Source organism: Streptococcus sp. 1621 (assembly GCF_013276615.1).
Lineage (GTDB): Bacteria > Bacillota > Bacilli > Lactobacillales > Streptococcaceae > Streptococcus.
The window spans coordinates 98,172-115,603 of sequence record NZ_VMLJ01000005.1; the positions used below are offsets into that span (position 1 = coordinate 98,172).

Below are 17,432 nucleotides of genomic sequence, written 5' to 3' on the forward strand. Positions count from 1 at the left end.
TGATTTTCATTGAGTATCAAAAAGCAAGCCAACTTCGGCTTGCTCTTTTTCATCTTCAAAAGTGATTTGCCTGCTTAACGAGGTGGCAGTCCAAGGGCAATACGGCCGTAGCGACTGATTCGTGTGATCTTCCAAGCAGGCGACCAGGTAACTTCAACCTTGACATCTTCGATACCCTCGATTTGTTTCAGACCTGCAACGATTTCAATAGGCAAGCTTTCGGCACAATCGCAGGCAGTGTCGGTGAAGGTCATAACAATCTTGCAGAGACCCGTTTCATCCAGATTGATTTCATAAATCAGTCCTAGATTGTAAACATCCAATTCCACATCTGTATCAAAAACCTTCTCTAGTTTTTCGATAATTTGGTCTTGCAAGGCTAAAGCGCGGTCATTGATTTTGATATCCTCTCTCATTACAGTCCCTCCACGTGATAAATATCCTCTATTTTCTCATAATTCTGACAATTTGGCAAGTTTTTGATGAATTTTCTGAAAAATATGATAAAATGAAGAAAATACGGAATCAAGGGGAAGCCTATGGAGCAGATTGGAAAAGTCTTTAGACAATTACGAGAGTCAAGAAATATCTCGCTGAGACAAGCAACTGGGGGACAATTTTCGCCGTCTATGTTGTCCCGATTTGAAACAGGTCAGAGTGAGCTTTCGGTGGAAAAGTTTTTATTTGCCCTAGAAAATATATCTGCCAGTGTAGAGGAAATTCTCTTTCTGGCGAGAGGTTTTCAGTATGATACAGATTCTGAGTTGAGAAAAGAAATCATAGATGTCTTGGATCCAAAGAATATAGCTCCGCTTGAGGACTTGTATCGCAAGGAGTATCAAAAGCATGCCCATTCTCAAAACAAACAGAAACATATTCTAAATGCCATTATGATCAAGTCTTATATGAAGGGCATGGATGAAGGGGTAGAGTTAACAGCAGAGGAAGGGAAAGTCCTTCATGATTATTTGTTTTCTACCGAGATTTGGGGGATCTATGAACTCAATTTATTTTCAGTCAGTTCACCATTTTTATCTGTTTCTCTTTTTACTAGATATGTACGAGAAATGGTCCGAAAATCTGATTTTCTAATGGAAATGTCTGGCAATCGAAACCTTTTTCACACTATACTATTGAATGGTTTTTTAGCTAGCATTGAGTGTGAAGAATTTACTAATGCCCATTATTTTAAACGTGTTATCGAAGAGCATTTCTACAAGGAAAATGAGACCTACTTCCGAATTGTCTATTTGTGGGCGGAAGGTCTCCTTGATAGCAAGCAAGGCAGAGTCAAGGAAGGACAAAAAAAGATGGAAGATGCTGTCCGTATTTTTGAGATGCTTGGCTGTAACAAATCTGCCGAATACTATAGAAAAACGATCGATTGTTGAATATCTGCAAACTAAGAAAATTATTTGAAATTTGAAGCGATAGAACTATTGGGCTCTCTCGTGTCACTGGAGAAATTCTATCGTTTCTTTTTGCTCATTTCATTTGTTGCATATATTCAAAAGTTTTTCCTCTAAAATTTCTAAGTGCTATACTATAGTCATACTTCACATAAAACTTCGAACAAGAAGGGAGATTACCTATGAAACTATTGTTTAGAAATCAAGCTTATCGATTCTTGACTTTGTCACGATTCTTCAATGCTTTTGGTGCTTCGATTTTCAACCTGGTATTTATCGTCTATGCATCGACCTTGCCGCAAGCCTCCTTTGCTGTTGCTATGGCGAATATTGTCATGATTCTTCCGACTCTCTTTACAGTTTTTGTAGGGATTCGGGCAGATTACACGAGGGACAAGGTCAAATGGATGGTCTATAGCGGTTTGTTTCAGGCGGTTTTATTTTTTCTAGCAGCCCTAGTTGTTCAGCAAGCTAGTCTCTTTGCCTTTTCTAGCCTGTGTTTGATCAATGTCATTAGTGATGTCATCAGTGATTTTGCTGGTGGTTTGCGCATGCCTCTTATTAAGGAAAAAGTAGCTGAAAATGATTTGATGGAGGCTTACTCTTTTTCACAGTTCATCACCTATATTTCAGCTATTGGGGGTCAATCTTTCGGAGTCTGGCTCTTAGGGCTATCGGTCAACAATTTTTCCCTTGTTGCGGGAATCAATGCCTGTTTTTTCCTCGTATCAGCTTCTGTTCTCTTTTTAGGAAGAAGCAAATTGAGTATATCAATTTCATCTGCTGATGGTGAATCACTAAAAAATGAGAAGCTTCCTATCAAAGACCAGTTCCTAACGATTTACCGAAATTTACGTCTCGTTTTTCTTAAAAGTGGACAGAAAAACTTTGGTTTTATGCTCTTTGCTGTCTTGCTTATCAATGCCTTGGGTGGCGCTTTGGGTGGAATTTATAATATCTTCTTTTTGAGCCATTCTCTCTTGAATTTTTCTTATACAGAGGCACTATTTATCAGTCAAGTCTGTGCTTTAGTAGCAATCATCATCAGTAGCCTTACGGGCAATGATTATTTTGGGAAGCAGTCCTTGCCTAGATTGATGATGTGGGTGACCGTAGGACTCAGTCTAGTTGGTCTAGCTAATTTATTCAATCAAGTCGTACTTGGTTTACTATTTCTCTGTTCAACTCTGTATGTGTCTGGTAAAGTTCAACCAAAGATTAGTGCCATGCTCCTGAAAAATCTAGCTCCAGAGGTTCTAGCTCGTACCAGTAATTTTTTAGGTTTATTGTTCACCTTATCCATACCTGTGGGAACAGCCTGTTTTTCACTTGTAGCTGTATGGAATATACAGTTGACTTGGATGCTATTTGTTGGTCTTTCCTTGCTAGCTATTCTTTTGACGATTCTTAATCTCAAAAATGATATCTAATACTCTTCGAAAATCTCTTCAAACCACGTCAGTGTCGCCTTACCGTAGATATGGTTACTGACTTCGTCAGTTCTATCCACAACTTCAAAACATTGTTTTGAGCAACCTGCGGCTAACTTCCTAGTTTGCTTTTTGATTTTCATTGAGTATAAATCCTAATTTTGTTCTCACTGTTTTAATCCCTCTATTTATGGTAAAATAAGACTATTAAGTTTAAAGAGGATTCCCTATGAAATTACAAAAACCAAAAGGAACGCAGGATATTTTACCTGCTGAATCTGCCAAATGGCAGTACGTTGAGGGCTTTGCCCGTGAAATTTTCAAGCGCTATAACTATGCAGAAGTGCGCACGCCTATTTTTGAGCATTACGAGGTTATCAGCCGTTCTGTCGGAGATACAACGGATATCGTAACCAAGGAAATGTACGATTTCTATGACAAGGGTGACCGCCATATTACCCTCCGTCCAGAAGGAACTGCGCCTGTTGTCCGTTCCTACGTGGAAAATAAACTCTTCGCCCCAGAAGTGCAAAAGCCAAGTAAGTTCTACTACATGGGCCCTATGTTCCGCTATGAGCGTCCACAGGCAGGGCGTTTGCGCCAGTTCCACCAGATTGGTGTTGAGTGTTTTGGATCTAGCAATCCAGCTACCGATGTGGAAACCATCGCTATGGCAGCCCACTTCCTGAAAGAAATTGGCATCCAAGGTGTCAAATTGCACCTCAACACTCTTGGGAATCCTGAGAGTCGTGCGGCCTACCGTCAAGCCTTGATTGACTATTTGACACCGCTCAAGGAGACCTTGTCCAAGGATAGCCAACGTCGTTTGGAGGAAAATCCTCTCCGTGTCTTGGACTCTAAGGAAAAAGAAGACAAGGTGGCAGTGGAGAATGCACCTTCTATCTTGGATTTCCTTGATGAAGAAAGCCAAGCTCATTTTGATGCTGTGCGTCAGATGTTGGAAAATCTGGGTGTAGACTATATCATCGATACCAATATGGTGCGTGGTCTGGACTACTACAACCACACCATTTTCGAGTTTATCACTGAGATTGAGGGCAATGACCTGACCGTCTGTGCGGGTGGTCGTTACGATGGTTTGGTTTCTTACTTTGGAGGCCCTGAAACTGCTGGCTTTGGTTTTGGACTTGGTGTAGAGCGCCTGCTTCTCATTCTTGAAAAGCAAGGTGTGTCTCTCCCTATCGAAAACGCCCTAGATGTCTATATCGCAGTTTTGGGAGAAGGAGCAAATGTCAAGGCCTTGGAATTAGTACAGACTCTTCGCCAACAAGGTTTCAAAGCAGAGCGTGATTACCTCAATCGTAAACTCAAAGCTCAGTTCAAGTCAGCCGATGTCTTTGCGTCTAAGACCCTCATCACCCTAGGAGAGAGCGAAGTCGAAAGCGGACAAGTGACAGTCAAGAACAACCAAACTCGAGAAGAAGTGCAAGTGTCACTTGAGACAATCAGCCAAAACTTCTCAGAAATCTTTGAAAAACTAGGATTTTAATGATAGATAAACTGGTCAGGAACCTACTCCTGACCTTTTTCTTTTGCAAAATGACAAAAATCATAAACTTTTTGACAAATATGCTTGTCAAAAAGAAAAAGATGTGTTACAATATAAGCAAGTTAAGAAATAGGAGGGAGCCACATGTGGGTATGGATTTTGTTTCCTTTTCTCGTCTTGATTTATATGAGTCAATCTAAGAAAATCAAGCGGATAGAGAAGAGGTTAAAGGTAATCGAAAGAAAAGAGAAAGGAAACGCAGAAATGTCGAGATTATTGCAAGAAATGATTGGAAAAAAACCAACAATCATTGGAGAACTATTTGGAACAAATTTTTGGGAAGTTGTGGATGTTGATGAGGAATGGGTCAAGCTACGATACGTAGATAAGACGGGAAAAGAAAAAATCAAGTTGCAACGTATTGAGGATATCCAAGCCGTTGAATTTGACGGAGAGTAGGTGTGTGACATGCAACTAAAAAATCGTCTAAAAGAGTTGCGGGCTCGCGATGGCCTTAATCAAACCGAACTAGCCAAGCTAGCAGAGGTTTCCAGACAGACTATCAGTCTATTAGAACGGGATGAATACACCCCGTCCATTATCATTGCCCTGAAAATATCTCAAATTTTCAACGAAACAGTCGAATCGGTATTTCGCTTGGAGGAGGACGAGTGATGAACAAGTATAAAGTGATTTATTGTATGAGTGTTCTTGCCCTTATTGTGAATGCTTTTGCTATGATTGGAACATTACTGGGTTGGTTCTATTTTGTTGAAAGTAAGTATTTGTTTTGGGTTAACTTAGTCCTCTTGTCCATTTTCAACTGGTTAAAGAAAAAGGAGAAAAATGATGAACAAGTATAAAGTGATTTATTATGTAGTTGCCATAGCTTTATTAGTCAGCGTGTGTCTACTAATTGGAACAAATCTAGGATGGTTTGATCTCTATTACAGTGACCAATTTATTTGGGCCTACTTTGCCCTCATCCCAGTCGTTGACTGGATTGAAAAGAAAGCAAACAATTTAGCGAGTGAAAAAGGAGAATGAATATGAAAAAGAATAAGAAAGGTGTCTTGTTATTTTTAATGTCTGTTGTCTTTGGAGGCTTCTTGGGCATGTTTGTAGGGATGTTTAAGGCACGTGCCGAATCCTACGAAGTTATTTTAGATGTAAAAGTCTTGATACCTTGGATATCAGCTATTTGTTTAGTATTAGGTTTCATTAGTCTTTTTTTGACTTTCAATTTCTTAAAGAAAAGCAGAAAATTTCATTCCTTGTATCAAGAGGAAATGGATGATGATCTGAATGAAAGCTATTATGTGCAAATGTATCGGAATCTTGAGTTTGGAAGTATTGCTTTTAATAGTGCAAGTGTAGTGATTTTATTGGCTCTCTTCATTTCAGCAAGTGAAGTGGTTATACTAAATAGAAGCAATCTAACCTTATCTCTTTCTTTTTTGGGATTAGTGTTGACTTTTAATGCTCAAAAATATTTTTATAAAACCATTGCGATTGTTCGCCAGTTTGATATGGTATTTTTCTCTATGCCAAAGGATATCTTAGGTTATGTCAATTCTTGCGATGAAGGGGAGCGCCAGGCTAATTTGGAACAGAGTTTTCGGATTTTATTCCAATTACATCAGTATGTCTTGCCAGCTTTGTACTTTCTGATTGCTCTCTTTTCTTTACTGACAGGAGAGATTCAGTTACTAGCCTTCTTGTTTGTCGGAGCAATCCATATTTATATCAATGTGATGCAGTTACCTATGGTGAAACGTTATTTCAAATAAAGGAGTTTTTATGATTCGTGTTGAAAATGTAAGCAAAAGTTTTGGGAACAAAAAAGCTCTTCATCAGATTTCTTTTGAGATTAAGGAGGGTGAAATCTTTGGTTTTCTTGGGCCTTCTGGCTCAGGTAAAACAACCATGATCAATGTCTTAACAGGTCAGTTGGCTGCAGATCAAGGTAAAACAGTTTTGTTAGGCAAGAATTCTCAAGATTTAACCTCAAATGATTTGGAACAAATTGGTATTGTTAGTGATGGCAGTGGTTTTTATGAAAAGATGAGTCTTTATAAAAATCTTCTCATCTATGCTAAGTTATATGGTCTCAAGGCAGATAGAGTAAATCAGGTGCTCCAACAGGTTGGATTGGCAGATGCTAAAGATATTATTGCAGAAAAGTTATCTACTGGAATGAAACAACGAATGTTCTTGGCTCGTGCCCTTCTGAATGCTCCTAAGATTCTCTTTCTAGATGAGCCAACCAGTGGCTTAGACCCTACAACATCTAAGATGATTCATACCCTACTTCAAGAGTTAAAGCAGGCGGGGACAACTATCTTTCTGACCACGCATGATATGCATGAAGCAACTCTGCTTTGTGATCGCTTATCTCTTTTGAATAAGGGGAACTTAATAGAGTATGGAAGTCCACAAGATATTATCCAGAAGTACCATGTGGATAAGAAAGTACGTGTGGTTTATAATGATGGACGAGAACAGATCGTTCCATTTGAAGAATTACCACATTTAGATACGACAGATTTGATGATGGTTCACTCTTGTGAGCCAACTCTAGAAGAAATCTTTATCAGATTGACAGGAGAAAAGTTAGATGTTTAGAAAATTAAATGCCCTACTATGGTTAAGAGTACAAGTTCTTATTAGCAATTCAAGTTTGTTAGCAACTTTATTGATGCCTTTTGGTATTGCTGTTCTATATAATGAATTCATGAATAAGAATGGAGAATTGAGTATGTTTCTCCTCTCTACGAGTTTGACCATGGTCTTGAGTATGGGAAGTGGTTATATGGTATCGATTATGATGGCAGAAGATAAGGAAAAACGAAATCTGAAATCACTCATTCTAAGTGGTGTGACAGCAACAGAATATACTTTCAGTATGCTCGTTCTCCCTATTCTGATAATGTTGCTTGCTATGATTGCACTTCCCATCTATCTTAGAGTAGATGTATCTGGTTATTTAGTTGCCTACGTTATCTATTTGCTCCTAGCAACGATTAGTATTATTTTTCTCAACCTTCTAATCGGTGCGGTTTCAGATACTCAATCTAAAGCGCAAGTTTATAGTATCTTCCCTATGTTAATTGTCTCTTTTTTACCTATAATTGCTCTTCAAAATGATACGGCTCAGAAAGTGTTAGATTACTCGTTCGTCGGTCCTATTGTAAATCTTTTAAATCAAAAAGGTGGGGAAATATCTTTTTCTAATATTGGTATGTTACTTGCCTGGGTACTTGTGTTAGGAATAGCAAACCTCTTTGTATTGAAAAACAGCTATAAAGCAAGATAGGAGAACTTTATGAAACTACTTAAAAACCTTGGCTGGTTTCTTCTAGCCATTCTATCCTTTTTATTCATCTATGGCTTCATTCAGGTGCTCGCGACTACGTCGCTTGCCTTAGGCGGTTCACCCTATGCTGTGACCTTGCTCTATGTGGCCTTGGCTGGAGTTTATGTGTACGGCATTTACAAATGGTATCAGAAAGGTCCTGTTCGTATTGAGAAGAGTGGCTTCAACCGATTTATTTGGCTTCCTGTCTTGGTTTGGTTCTTATCTCTTGTTGTCCAGTTTTTCTTGCCAAATGATCCTTCAGTAAATCAGCAAATAGCGATAGACTTGACCTTGTCTCAACCACTTTTCTCATTCTTTGCGGTCGTTATTTTTGCTCCTTTGACGGAAGAACTTATCTTTAGAGGGATGTTGGCACGCTATCTCTTTCCTAAGCAGGACAATAGGAAACAAACTCTGATTTTCCTTCTGGTATCTAGTCTTCTGTTTGCCTTGATTCATTTCCCAGGTGATGTGCAACAATTTTTTGTCTATTTTAGCCTTGGTTTTAGTTTGGGTTTGGCTTACATTAGCAGAAAAGGTCTGGTCTACAGTATTTCTCTCCACGCTTTGAATAATTTAATCGGCTTTTTGATGATACTCATGCTATAATAGAGTCAGGAGGTCACATGAAACGAGTAATTTTATTAGCAGTGATTCAAGCAGTTGTTCTATTTTTCATCATTGGGGCGCTAGCTTATGCCTTTAAGGGCGATTTCTTCTATAACTATCTAGTAGTCGTCTTTGCCCCTATTGCAGGTGTCTTGCGTTTTGGGACAGCTTACATAACGGAAATTGTCTTGCCTCGAAAGGCAGCCGAAATCGCTGAAAAGCGTAAAGCAGGCAACAATTCAAAATAAAAGAGTCCGGTGAACTTCATCGGATTTTTGTATGTGAGTTAATTTTTAAAGACTGGCAAACTTTTCTGATGATTTTCATGAAGAGCCTGCGCTTTTATGGTAAAATAGTAACAGAATAAAAGAGGAGAGAAACAATGAAACGTAGTATGTATGCTGGTCGTGTTCGTGAGGAACACATCGGACAAGAAATAACCTTGAAAGGATGGGTAGGCCGTCGTCGTGACCTTGGTGGTTTGATCTTTATCGATCTTCGTGACCGTGAAGGAATCATGCAGTTGGTTATCAACCCTGAAAAAGTCTCTGCAGAGGTTATGACAACAGCTGAAAGCCTTCGTAGCGAATTTGTTATCGAGGTGACTGGTCAGGTCGCTGCGCGTGAGCAAGCCAATGATAAGTTGCCAACTGGTGCAGTTGAGTTAAACGTGACAGCTCTGACAGTGCTTAATACAGCTAAGACAACACCATTTGAGATTAAGGATGGTATTGAGGCCAATGACGATACACGTTTGCGTTACCGTTACCTTGACCTTCGTCGTCCAGAAATGTTGGAAAATCTTAAACTTCGTGCTAAGGTGACCCACTCTATCCGTAATTACTTGGATGAGTTGGAGTTTATCGACGTGGAGACACCATTCCTTTCTAAGTCAACGCCTGAAGGGGCGCGTGATTATTTGGTGCCATCTCGTGTTAATAAGGGGCATTTCTATGCTCTTCCTCAAAGTCCACAAATCACTAAGCAATTGTTGATGAATGCTGGTTTTGACCGTTACTACCAAATCGTCAAATGTTTCCGTGACGAGGACTTGCGTGGTGACCGCCAGCCTGAGTTCACTCAGGTCGACTTGGAAACGTCTTTCCTTACTGAGCAAGAAATCCAAGATATCACAGAAGGCTTGATTGCACGCGTGATGAAAGAAACTAAAGGCATCGAAGTCACTCTGCCTTTCCCGCGTATGAAGTATGATGACGCTATGGCTCGTTACGGTTCTGATAAGCCAGATACTCGTTTTGACATGTTGCTTCAGGACTTGACAGAAGTGGTCAAAGGTGTAGATTTTAAAGTCTTTTCAGAAGCACCTGCTGTAAAAGCAATTGTGGTCAAAGGCGCTGCGGACAACTATTCACGTAAAGACATCGACAAGATGACGGAAGTAGCCAAACAATATGGTGCCAAAGGTCTTGCTTGGGTCAAGGTGGTTGATGGAGAATTAAACGGACCAGTTGCCAAGTTCTTGACTGGTATCCAAGAAGAATTGACAGCAGCGCTTGCTCTTGAAGACAAGGACTTGGTTCTCTTTGTGGCGGATACGCTTGAAGTGGCCAATGCAACTCTCGGTGCCCTTCGTGGACGTATTGCCAAAGAGCTTGGCTTGATTGATAATGATAAGTTCAACTTCCTTTGGGTGGTTGACTGGCCGATGTTTGAATGGTCTGAAGAAGAAGGCCGCTACATGAGCGCCCACCATCCATTCACACTTCCACAGGAAGAGACTGCTCACGAATTAGAAGGTGATTTGGCTAAGGTTCGTGCCATTGCTTACGATATTGTCTTGAACGGTTATGAGCTTGGTGGTGGTAGTCTTCGTATCAACCAAAAAGACCTTCAAGAACGCATGTTCAAGGCTCTTGGTTTCTCAGCTGAAGAAGCAAATGACCAGTTTGGTTTCCTTCTTGAAGCCATGGACTATGGTTTCCCACCACACGGTGGTTTGGCTATAGGGCTTGATCGTTTTGTCATGCTCTTAGCAGGAGAAGAAAATATCCGTGAAGTCATTGCCTTTCCTAAGAACAACAAGGCAAGTGACCCAATGACACAAGCTCCTTCAACAGTCGCTCTCAAACAACTAGAGGAACTCAGCTTACAAGTAGAAGAAGATGAAACAAGCAAAACGAATTAAGCGGTGGCGCTATTATCTGCGCCGCTTTGCTTATCAGATAAAAATTTTACGTGTCTTACAAAGCATCTCTCGGGAAAAATATGATGAGAAGATTTCAGCTTCTCTGGTCTATGGTTTTTTATCAGCAGTGGCAGTCAATTTCTTTTTCCAACCAGGGCATGTGTATTCGAGTGGTGCGACAGGTCTGGCACAGATTATCTCTGCCTTGAGTAATCACTGGTTTGGTTTTCATATTCCGATTTCGCTAACCTTTTACGCTATTAACTTCCCTTTGATGGTCTTGGCTTGGTATCAGATTGGCCATAAGTTCACCGTCTTTACCTTTATCACGGTATCCATGAGTTCCTTCTTTATCCAGTTTGTCCCTGTGGCAACCTTGACGGAGGATCCCATTATCAATGCCCTTTTTGGGGGCGTTGTCATGGGCTTGGGGATTGGTTTTGCTCTTCGCAACAATATCTCTAGTGGTGGGACGGATATTGTCAGTTTGACTATTCGCAAGAAAACAGGTAAGAATGTCGGTAGTATTTCTTTCTTAGTAAATGGGACTATCATGCTGATAGCAGGCTTGACCTTTGGTTGGAAATACGCTCTCTACTCTATGATTACCATCTTTGTCTCTAGCCGTGTCACAGACGCTGTCTTTACTAAGCAAAAACGCATGCAGGCTATGATTGTGACCAATCATCCAGATAAAGTAATTGAGAAAATCCATAAAAAATTGCACCGCGGAGCAACCATGATCCACGATGCAGAAGGAACCTACAATCACGAGAGAAAGGCAGTTTTAATCACTGTTATTACACGTGCAGAGTTTAATGAATTTAAACAGATTATGAAACAGGTGGACTCAGGAGCCTTTGTCTCTGTATCGGAGAATGTTCATATTCTGGGACGATTCGTTGAAACAGAAAATTAGTGACCAAAAAAACCAGCGCGAGCTGGTTTTTATTTTTCGATAATTTTGTGGGCGATTAACTGACGGTAACAAATTTGTTTATTGCTTTTAGCATCGTTGATAATCTGAAGAATTGTTTCAAATGATGTTCGACCAAGTTCTAGGCTATTAATATCGACATAGGCTGCCAAGTTGAGCTTGGGATTGACTGAGTCGAAGCTGAGAACAGGGACATCCAGTTGGTGTTTTGCGATGTAATCACAGACCCCTGCAGCAAGGAGACTATCAATGGTAATAATAGCGTCAATATTTGGATCGTGTTTGAAGAGAAGTCTACTAAAGCGATAACCATTATCTTCAAGAAATTCAGTAGCAAAGTAAGTCAGATTAGTATCGAGAGGAAGTTGGTATTGTTTTAGAGCTAGCTCGTAACCTGTCAGACGGTCTTGTGTTACGAAGAGTCGCTTAGTACCTCCGATAAAGGCAATTCGCTTGCATCCTTTTTTGATGAAATACTCTGTCGCATCAAAACCAGCTTGGACATTGTCATTATCGACAAGTGGAATGAAAGGAGATAGAGATTTACCTAAGATAAGGAAAGGAAATTGCTCGTCTGCTACTAACTTAACCAAAGGGTCCTCTTCTTGGGCATAGAGGAAAATCAAACCATCTACACGCTTACCATAGACCATCTGAGAAATAGCTTTAAGACGCTCTTTGGCATCTTTACCTGTCGCAATCTGAATGGCGTAGTGATTTTCAGAAGCGACTTGGGCAATGCCACGGAGAACAGATGGGAAGAAAGGATTTTGATAGAAGGCATCTGAGTCGTCAGGAAGCACCAAGCCAATAACTTGGGTATAACTGCTTACCAAGCTACGAGCATTGAGGTTGGGGTGGTAGTTGAGTTCCTTCATAGCCTTGCGAACGCGTTTTTTTGTTTCGTCGCTAATGGTTGATTTATTTTGAATAACACGGGTTACGGTTGAAGGCGAAACACCAGCAGCCTTGGCCACGTCTTTAATCGTAACGGGCATAAAAATCTCCTATTTATGGTAATCTGGATCACGGAAATGTGTTTTATAAAAGATAGTGACCAGATACAGAACAAAAAGAATGTTTTGTATAGTGATGAGGTTTGACATATTTTGGCCAAATAATCCCAAAATAAGCGTAATCAGAGTTGGCAATCCTAAACAGTTCAAGATAAAATGATAGCACTCTTTAAAGGTTCTAAATGAAAAGAGGCGTGATTTCTTAGTGATATAAAGGAGAAGACTAGCTCCTAGAGAGACAATAAAGAAATTCAAACCAAAGAGGAAGCTGGCACCGAGAACTAGGAAGAGACTGATATAGACACGATTCTGTTGGTACCAGTCTTTAGAAATCGCTTGGGTTAAGCTGTCTTTGCTTTTGAAACTCTCAGTATCAATCACTCGGTAAGAGACTCGGGTCAGTTCCTTATTTTCCTTGCTGATGACGAGCTCATTCGTATCGAAATGCAGTTGCAAGTCCTTCGGGAACTCCTTACTTGGGCTTGGACCGATCACAATAGAAGGGGCTTGACTAGCTGTTCCTGTATAAGTTAATTTACCATCAACAATTGCAGCATGCTCAGAGAGATCCTGGACAACCTCATCTGTCAATGGTTCATAGACATTATCGATAAAGGTTTCTAGCGGATAAGTCTCCTGCGAGCTGTTTTGAATGGCAATGGGTACCATAGACAAGCTGATAAGGAAGATACTGGTAAAGAGTAGTTGGAACCAGTTGAGTCCGAAACGTTTGGACAGGGGCTTACGAAATCCCCAAATACTTGAAAAATAGGAAAATGGATATGGAAGCATAGGTATCTTTCTAAAAGGTGTTTTCTATATGAGTATTATTATATAGAGAAATGTGCTTTATTTCAAGTCTAGGAGAAAAATTGCTTGTTGTAAGGATGTTATTTACAGTAACAATCGCTAATACTCAATGAAAATCAAAGTGCAAACTAGGAAGCTAGCCGCAGGTTGCTCAAAGCACAACTTTGAGGTTGCAGATGGAAGCTGACGTGGTTTGAAGAGGTTTTCGAAGAGTATAAAATGAAAAAGGGTGGCGGGGATATATTATCCCTTGTCGCCACCACTTGTAAGTCCTGAAACAAAGTTCTTTTGTAGGAAGAAGAAGAGAATACAGATTGGAAGGGCGATGAGGATAGCACCTGCTGAGAAGTAGGCAATCTTCATGTTTTTCACATTGCTAACGAAGGTTTGGAGACCTACGGCAACAGTAAAGTATTCTTTCTCACGAAGCAAGAAACTAGAGAGGATGTAGTCCCCAAAAGGTCCCATGAAGGCCCAGAGAGCTTGTACGGCAACCATTGGGCGAACAAGTGGAAGAACAATTTGCCAGAAACGGCGGAAGTGTCCTGCACCGTCTAGTTTTGCAGATTCGTCTAAAGACATTGGCACTGTATCGAAGTAGCCTTTCATGAGCCAAGCATTCATCGGGATACCACCACCAACGTAGAGGAAGATGAGGAACCAGCTGTGGTTAAGGGCGTTCAACATAAGCGCCATAACGAAGAAGGCTGTCAAAGCGGCCATAGTTGGCACCATTTGGATAATCAAGAAGAAGACCAAACTTTGTTTACGAGCCAAGAAGTTGTAACGGCTGTAAGCATAACCAGCAAGTACGATGATACTTGTTTGAACAGCCATGGTAATCAAGGCGATAATCAAAGTGTTGAGGTACCAAGTACCGTACAAGGTTTCAGTGAAGAGGCCTTTAAAGTTATCAAAATTGAGGTCGATGTTAGTATCTAGTTTAAAGGCTGAGACGTTACCTGCTTTAAAGGCTGACATGATGGTAATCAAAAGTGGATAGATAATGACAATTGATAGACCAATCAGGTAAAGGTAAGTAAGGGTTTGAGTCAGTCTACGTTTGAGTTTAATTGAGTTATTCATCTTAGACGTCCTCCATATCAAATGCGTGTAGTTTCTTGAATGCGATCATAGAGATTGAGATGACAATGATAGAGATAATCAAGGTAACAGCTGCCGCCATTGAGTATTGAGGAGATGTACCTGTTGTCAAACGGTAGATCCATGAGATCAAGATATCTGTTGAACCAGCTCCTCCACCGACACTACCAGGTCCTCCACCATTGAAGAGGTACATGATAGAGAAGTTGTTAAAGTTGAAGGTGTATTGACTGATCAAAGTAGGTGCCGCAACGGCCAAGATCATTGGGAAAGTGATGTTGCGGAATTTTTGCCAAGCATTGGCACCGTCAATATAAGCTGCTTCGTAAAGGTCGTTAGGAATAGATTGCAAGATACCCAAGGTCAAAACGTAGATGTATGGGAATCCAAGCCAACCTTGCATCATAATCAAGGCAACCTTTGTCCAAGTAGGGTCTGTTTTCCAAGGGATAAGAGCCCCATCAAGGAAAGGAAGGAATTTAGCAAAGATCGGCAAGACTTGAGTGTTGATAGCGCCGACACTATCATTAAACATATTTGAGAATGTCAAGATAGTGATGAAGGCTGGGACAGCCCAAGGAAGAAGGAAAATAACACCGAAGATACGTTTTCCTTTGATAAATGGTTGGTTAGCAATGATAGCTGTGAAGATACCAATCACGATCTGCAAAGTTGAGGCAGATAAAGCCCAAATGATAGTCCAAGAAAGAACAGAACCGAAGGCAGAACGGAAGGTACTCAAGCTCCAAATGTTTGTAAAGTTGGTCAAACCAACCCAGTCCAACAATTTGTTTGGTGGCAAGTGTTGGAAGTCGTAGTTGGTAAAGGCGATCATCAAGGTTACGATAACTGGGAAGATAATCGCAAAAGTCATTGCAATATAAGATGGAATGATCAAGAGGTAAGGGAAGCCATTTTCATAGATTCCTTTGACCATTTCTTTAAAGGTAAGTGCTACTGGAATACCATTATTAATGTGTTTGGCAGTTGTATGAGCATCTTTGATATTTGCGAAATAAAAGAGTACATAAACAACTACAAAGATTAAATGGAAGGCACCACGAATCAGCATAAAGAGGGAATTGTCACGACCTGGCTTGTCACCAAGAGTGATGAGATTGCTCAATTCAGGGGCTGCAAGTGCTAGGAAGTAGAGGACAAATACGATGGTTACACCAAGGAAGATAAAACCTTTGGCTTTTTGTTTATTGTAAATCTGTCCTAACCCAGGAATGATAGACAGCAGGGCTGCTTTACTAGGTTGTTGCTTTTCCATAATAACTCCTTTCATAGGATACTGGTTTCTACATAAAACCTAAACTATTTGTGTTTTTGTTGATAAATTCAAAGGGGGATTTGATTTCCACCCCCCTTGAACAAATTTTTTATTCACCAAATTTTTGTTTGATTGTTTCTTTGATCAATGTTACAGCATCGTTAGCTGCTGTTTTAGCATCTTTCTTACCGCTTACAGCTTCAAACAACATTGTTTTAGCTGGGTCCCAAACTGCTGACATTTGAGAGATGTTTGGCATTGGTTGAGCGTTCTTGAATTGTTTGATAACAGCTGTTGTCAACTCATCGTTTTTACCTTCAGCGTATGAACGAGCTTCAGTATTCGCTGGGATTTCGTTAGTCTTATCGTAGAAGGCTTTTTGTTGTTCAGTTGAAACAAGGAAGTCTACAAATTTTTGAGCAGCTTCAAGGTTCTTAGTGCTTGATGGGATGATCCAAGCTTTACCACCACCAAATGCTGCGTAGTCTTTTCCGTTTGGAAGAGTTGGGATAGTTGCAACACCGTAGTTTACTTTAGCGTCTTTGAAGGCTTGAGCTTTCCAAGGTCCATCGATGATAGCAGCTGTTTTACCTTCTTGGAATTGAGTTTGGATTAGGTTTCCAGCTCCTTCCGTATCTTGCATACCTTTAGGCCATTTTTCATACCAAGTTTTAGCGTATTCTACACCTTTGATAGCGCCGTCGTTTGCAAGACCGATGTCTTTAGCGTCTTTACCGTTTTGTCCGAATACGTAACCGCCGTTACCAGCAAGAAGTCCGTATGCAAAGTAGAAGTTTGTCCAGTCAGCTAGGAAAGCAGAAGTTTTTCCATCTTCTCCAGCGAATGCGTATTTGCTATCTTTAGCAAGGTTTTCCAAGTCAGCAAATGTTTTTGGAGCTTCTTTTACCAAGTCTTTGTTGTAGTACATAACAAGTGACTCGATAACGGCAGGAGCACCGTAAACTTTACCGTCAGCAGCTGTTACAAGAGATTTAGTTTTATCATCTGTTTTAGCACCGTCGCTCAATTTCACTTCTGAAAGTTGTCCGTCAGTACCAAGGCTACCTACACGGTCGTATGGAGCCATCATAACGTCAGGAGCTTGACCTGATTGGTTGTCAAGAGAAAGTTTGTCAAGCCCACCCATTTGGTCACCAGATTTGATGTTAACTGTTGTTCCTGATTGTTCTTTATAAGCTTTAGCTACTGTTTCAGCATAAGCTTTGTATTGGTCCTCAACGTAAAGAGTGATTTCTTTCGCTTCAGATGAACCAGAATCAGCAGGTTTATCAGCAGTTTTGCTTCCGCAAGCTACCAAAAGCAAGCTAGCAAGTGTAGCAGTTCCAAGCACAGCAGCGCTCTTCATGAATTTAGATGACATAGTGTATTCCTCCTAAAGAATAACAAGTTTTATTGACAAGAAAAACGCAAACGTTTTCCTTTATGAGCTTAGTATAGCACAAATAGAAAACGGTTGCAAGTGTTTTTGTTAAAAATTTTAAAAAAATTTTAAGCTTGATTTGATAGCATGATTTTACTTTTTATATAGAAGAAAAGTGTGAAATAGATAAGAATACAGTATTTTTAATAAAAAATAGATGGAATCTGTCTAAAGAGGGAAATCAGGAGGGGCTATTTCCTTGTTTCTAATCCCTATCTATTTTCTATAGACCTTTGTGCCTCCTACATATAAATTAAAGTTTTTTTAAGGAGGTTTTGCACTTTGTAGACTGTTTCATGAGAGTCAAACTTTAGGATTAGATAGTTTCAAGTTATCTTTGCTAAAATGAGTTAGTCTCCTTAAAAATAATGGTAAATTCCCAAACT

Annotated in this window: 20 protein-coding genes; 14 read left to right on the top strand and 6 right to left on the bottom strand. The window is 40.2% G+C overall.

Annotated elements, in window-relative coordinates; translation table 11 throughout:
• Positions 1 to 74 precede the first annotated feature (74 nt).
• Positions 75 to 416: a metal-sulfur cluster assembly factor gene (locus tag HT697_RS01310; protein WP_001206380.1), complete on the bottom strand. Its 342-nt coding sequence runs from the start codon at positions 414 to 416 to the stop codon at positions 75 to 77.
• A 123-nt stretch (positions 417 to 539) separates the two neighbouring features.
• Between HT697_RS01310 and rgg the strand changes: the two genes are divergently transcribed.
• From rgg to HT697_RS01380, 14 genes are all read left to right on the top strand, one after another.
• Positions 540 to 1,391, top strand: coding sequence for a quorum-sensing system transcriptional regulator Rgg (gene rgg, locus HT697_RS01315; RefSeq protein ID WP_173214482.1), 852 nt, complete (start codon positions 540 to 542; stop codon positions 1,389 to 1,391).
• 200 nt (positions 1,392 to 1,591) lie between these two features.
• Positions 1,592 to 2,839, top strand: coding sequence for a transporter (locus HT697_RS01320; protein WP_173214483.1), 1,248 nt, complete (start codon positions 1,592 to 1,594; stop codon positions 2,837 to 2,839).
• A gap of 229 nt (positions 2,840 to 3,068) precedes the next feature.
• Positions 3,069 to 4,349, top strand: coding sequence for a histidine--tRNA ligase (gene hisS, locus HT697_RS01325; RefSeq protein ID WP_112444830.1), 1,281 nt, complete (start codon positions 3,069 to 3,071; stop codon positions 4,347 to 4,349).
• Between the two features lie 144 nt (positions 4,350 to 4,493).
• Positions 4,494 to 4,808, top strand: coding sequence for a hypothetical protein (locus tag HT697_RS01330; RefSeq protein WP_112444828.1), 315 nt, complete (start codon positions 4,494 to 4,496; stop codon positions 4,806 to 4,808).
• A 9-nt stretch (positions 4,809 to 4,817) separates the two neighbouring features.
• Positions 4,818 to 5,024 carry a helix-turn-helix transcriptional regulator gene (locus HT697_RS01335; protein WP_020900531.1) on the top strand — a complete coding sequence of 69 codons (207 nt, stop codon included), beginning with the start codon at positions 4,818 to 4,820 and terminating at the stop codon, positions 5,022 to 5,024.
• Positions 5,024 to 5,212, top strand: a complete 189-nt coding sequence (locus HT697_RS01340) for a hypothetical protein (protein WP_112444826.1) — start codon at positions 5,024 to 5,026, stop codon at positions 5,210 to 5,212. The genes HT697_RS01335 and HT697_RS01340 overlap by 1 nt, the downstream gene beginning before the upstream one ends.
• Positions 5,199 to 5,396, top strand: a complete 198-nt coding sequence (locus HT697_RS01345) for a hypothetical protein (protein ID WP_033682914.1) — start codon at positions 5,199 to 5,201, stop codon at positions 5,394 to 5,396. The genes HT697_RS01340 and HT697_RS01345 overlap by 14 nt, the downstream gene beginning before the upstream one ends.
• A 2-nt stretch (positions 5,397 to 5,398) precedes the next feature.
• The gene (locus tag HT697_RS01350; protein WP_049513535.1) at positions 5,399 to 6,139 is read left to right on the top strand and encodes a DUF3169 family protein; all 741 of its coding nucleotides are present in this window, start codon (positions 5,399 to 5,401) and stop codon (positions 6,137 to 6,139) included.
• A gap of 10 nt (positions 6,140 to 6,149) precedes the next feature.
• The gene (locus HT697_RS01355; RefSeq protein WP_164226267.1) at positions 6,150 to 6,974 is read left to right on the top strand and encodes an ABC transporter ATP-binding protein; all 825 of its coding nucleotides are present in this window, start codon (positions 6,150 to 6,152) and stop codon (positions 6,972 to 6,974) included.
• Positions 6,967 to 7,665, top strand: coding sequence for an ABC transporter permease (locus HT697_RS01360; protein WP_164226268.1), 699 nt, complete (start codon positions 6,967 to 6,969; stop codon positions 7,663 to 7,665). The genes HT697_RS01355 and HT697_RS01360 overlap by 8 nt, the downstream gene beginning before the upstream one ends.
• 9 nt (positions 7,666 to 7,674) lie before the next feature.
• A complete protein-coding gene (locus HT697_RS01365) occupies positions 7,675 to 8,316 on the top strand; it encodes a type II CAAX endopeptidase family protein (RefSeq protein ID WP_164226269.1) in 642 nt (213 codons plus the stop codon).
• Positions 8,317 to 8,333: 17 nt separating this feature from the next.
• Complete coding sequence (locus HT697_RS01370; RefSeq protein ID WP_164226270.1) at positions 8,334 to 8,564, top strand: hypothetical protein; 231 nt, start codon at positions 8,334 to 8,336, stop codon at positions 8,562 to 8,564.
• Between the two features lie 134 nt (positions 8,565 to 8,698).
• Complete coding sequence (aspS, locus tag HT697_RS01375; RefSeq protein ID WP_164226271.1) at positions 8,699 to 10,462, top strand: aspartate--tRNA ligase; 1,764 nt, start codon at positions 8,699 to 8,701, stop codon at positions 10,460 to 10,462.
• A complete protein-coding gene (locus HT697_RS01380; RefSeq protein ID WP_164226272.1) occupies positions 10,440 to 11,381 on the top strand; it encodes a YitT family protein in 942 nt (313 codons plus the stop codon). The genes aspS and HT697_RS01380 overlap by 23 nt, the downstream gene beginning before the upstream one ends.
• A 29-nt stretch (positions 11,382 to 11,410) precedes the next feature.
• Here HT697_RS01380 and HT697_RS01385 read toward each other — a convergent pair whose 3' ends face one another.
• From HT697_RS01385 to HT697_RS01405, 5 genes are all read right to left on the bottom strand, one after another.
• The gene (locus HT697_RS01385) at positions 11,411 to 12,397 is read right to left on the bottom strand and encodes a LacI family DNA-binding transcriptional regulator (protein ID WP_164226273.1); all 987 of its coding nucleotides are present in this window, start codon (positions 12,395 to 12,397) and stop codon (positions 11,411 to 11,413) included.
• Between the two features lie 9 nt (positions 12,398 to 12,406).
• Positions 12,407 to 13,207, bottom strand: a complete 801-nt coding sequence (locus HT697_RS01390; protein WP_164226274.1) for a DUF1189 domain-containing protein — start codon at positions 13,205 to 13,207, stop codon at positions 12,407 to 12,409.
• A gap of 261 nt (positions 13,208 to 13,468) precedes the next feature.
• Positions 13,469 to 14,311, bottom strand: a complete 843-nt coding sequence (locus tag HT697_RS01395) for a sugar ABC transporter permease (RefSeq protein WP_004236955.1) — start codon at positions 14,309 to 14,311, stop codon at positions 13,469 to 13,471.
• 1 nt (position 14,312) lies between these two features.
• Entirely contained in the window at positions 14,313 to 15,605 is a 1,293-nt protein-coding gene (locus HT697_RS01400) for a sugar ABC transporter permease (RefSeq protein WP_000414955.1), read from the bottom strand.
• Between the two features lie 109 nt (positions 15,606 to 15,714).
• The gene (locus tag HT697_RS01405) at positions 15,715 to 16,986 is read right to left on the bottom strand and encodes an extracellular solute-binding protein (RefSeq protein ID WP_000095466.1); all 1,272 of its coding nucleotides are present in this window, start codon (positions 16,984 to 16,986) and stop codon (positions 15,715 to 15,717) included.
• Positions 16,987 to 17,432 lie beyond the last annotated feature (446 nt).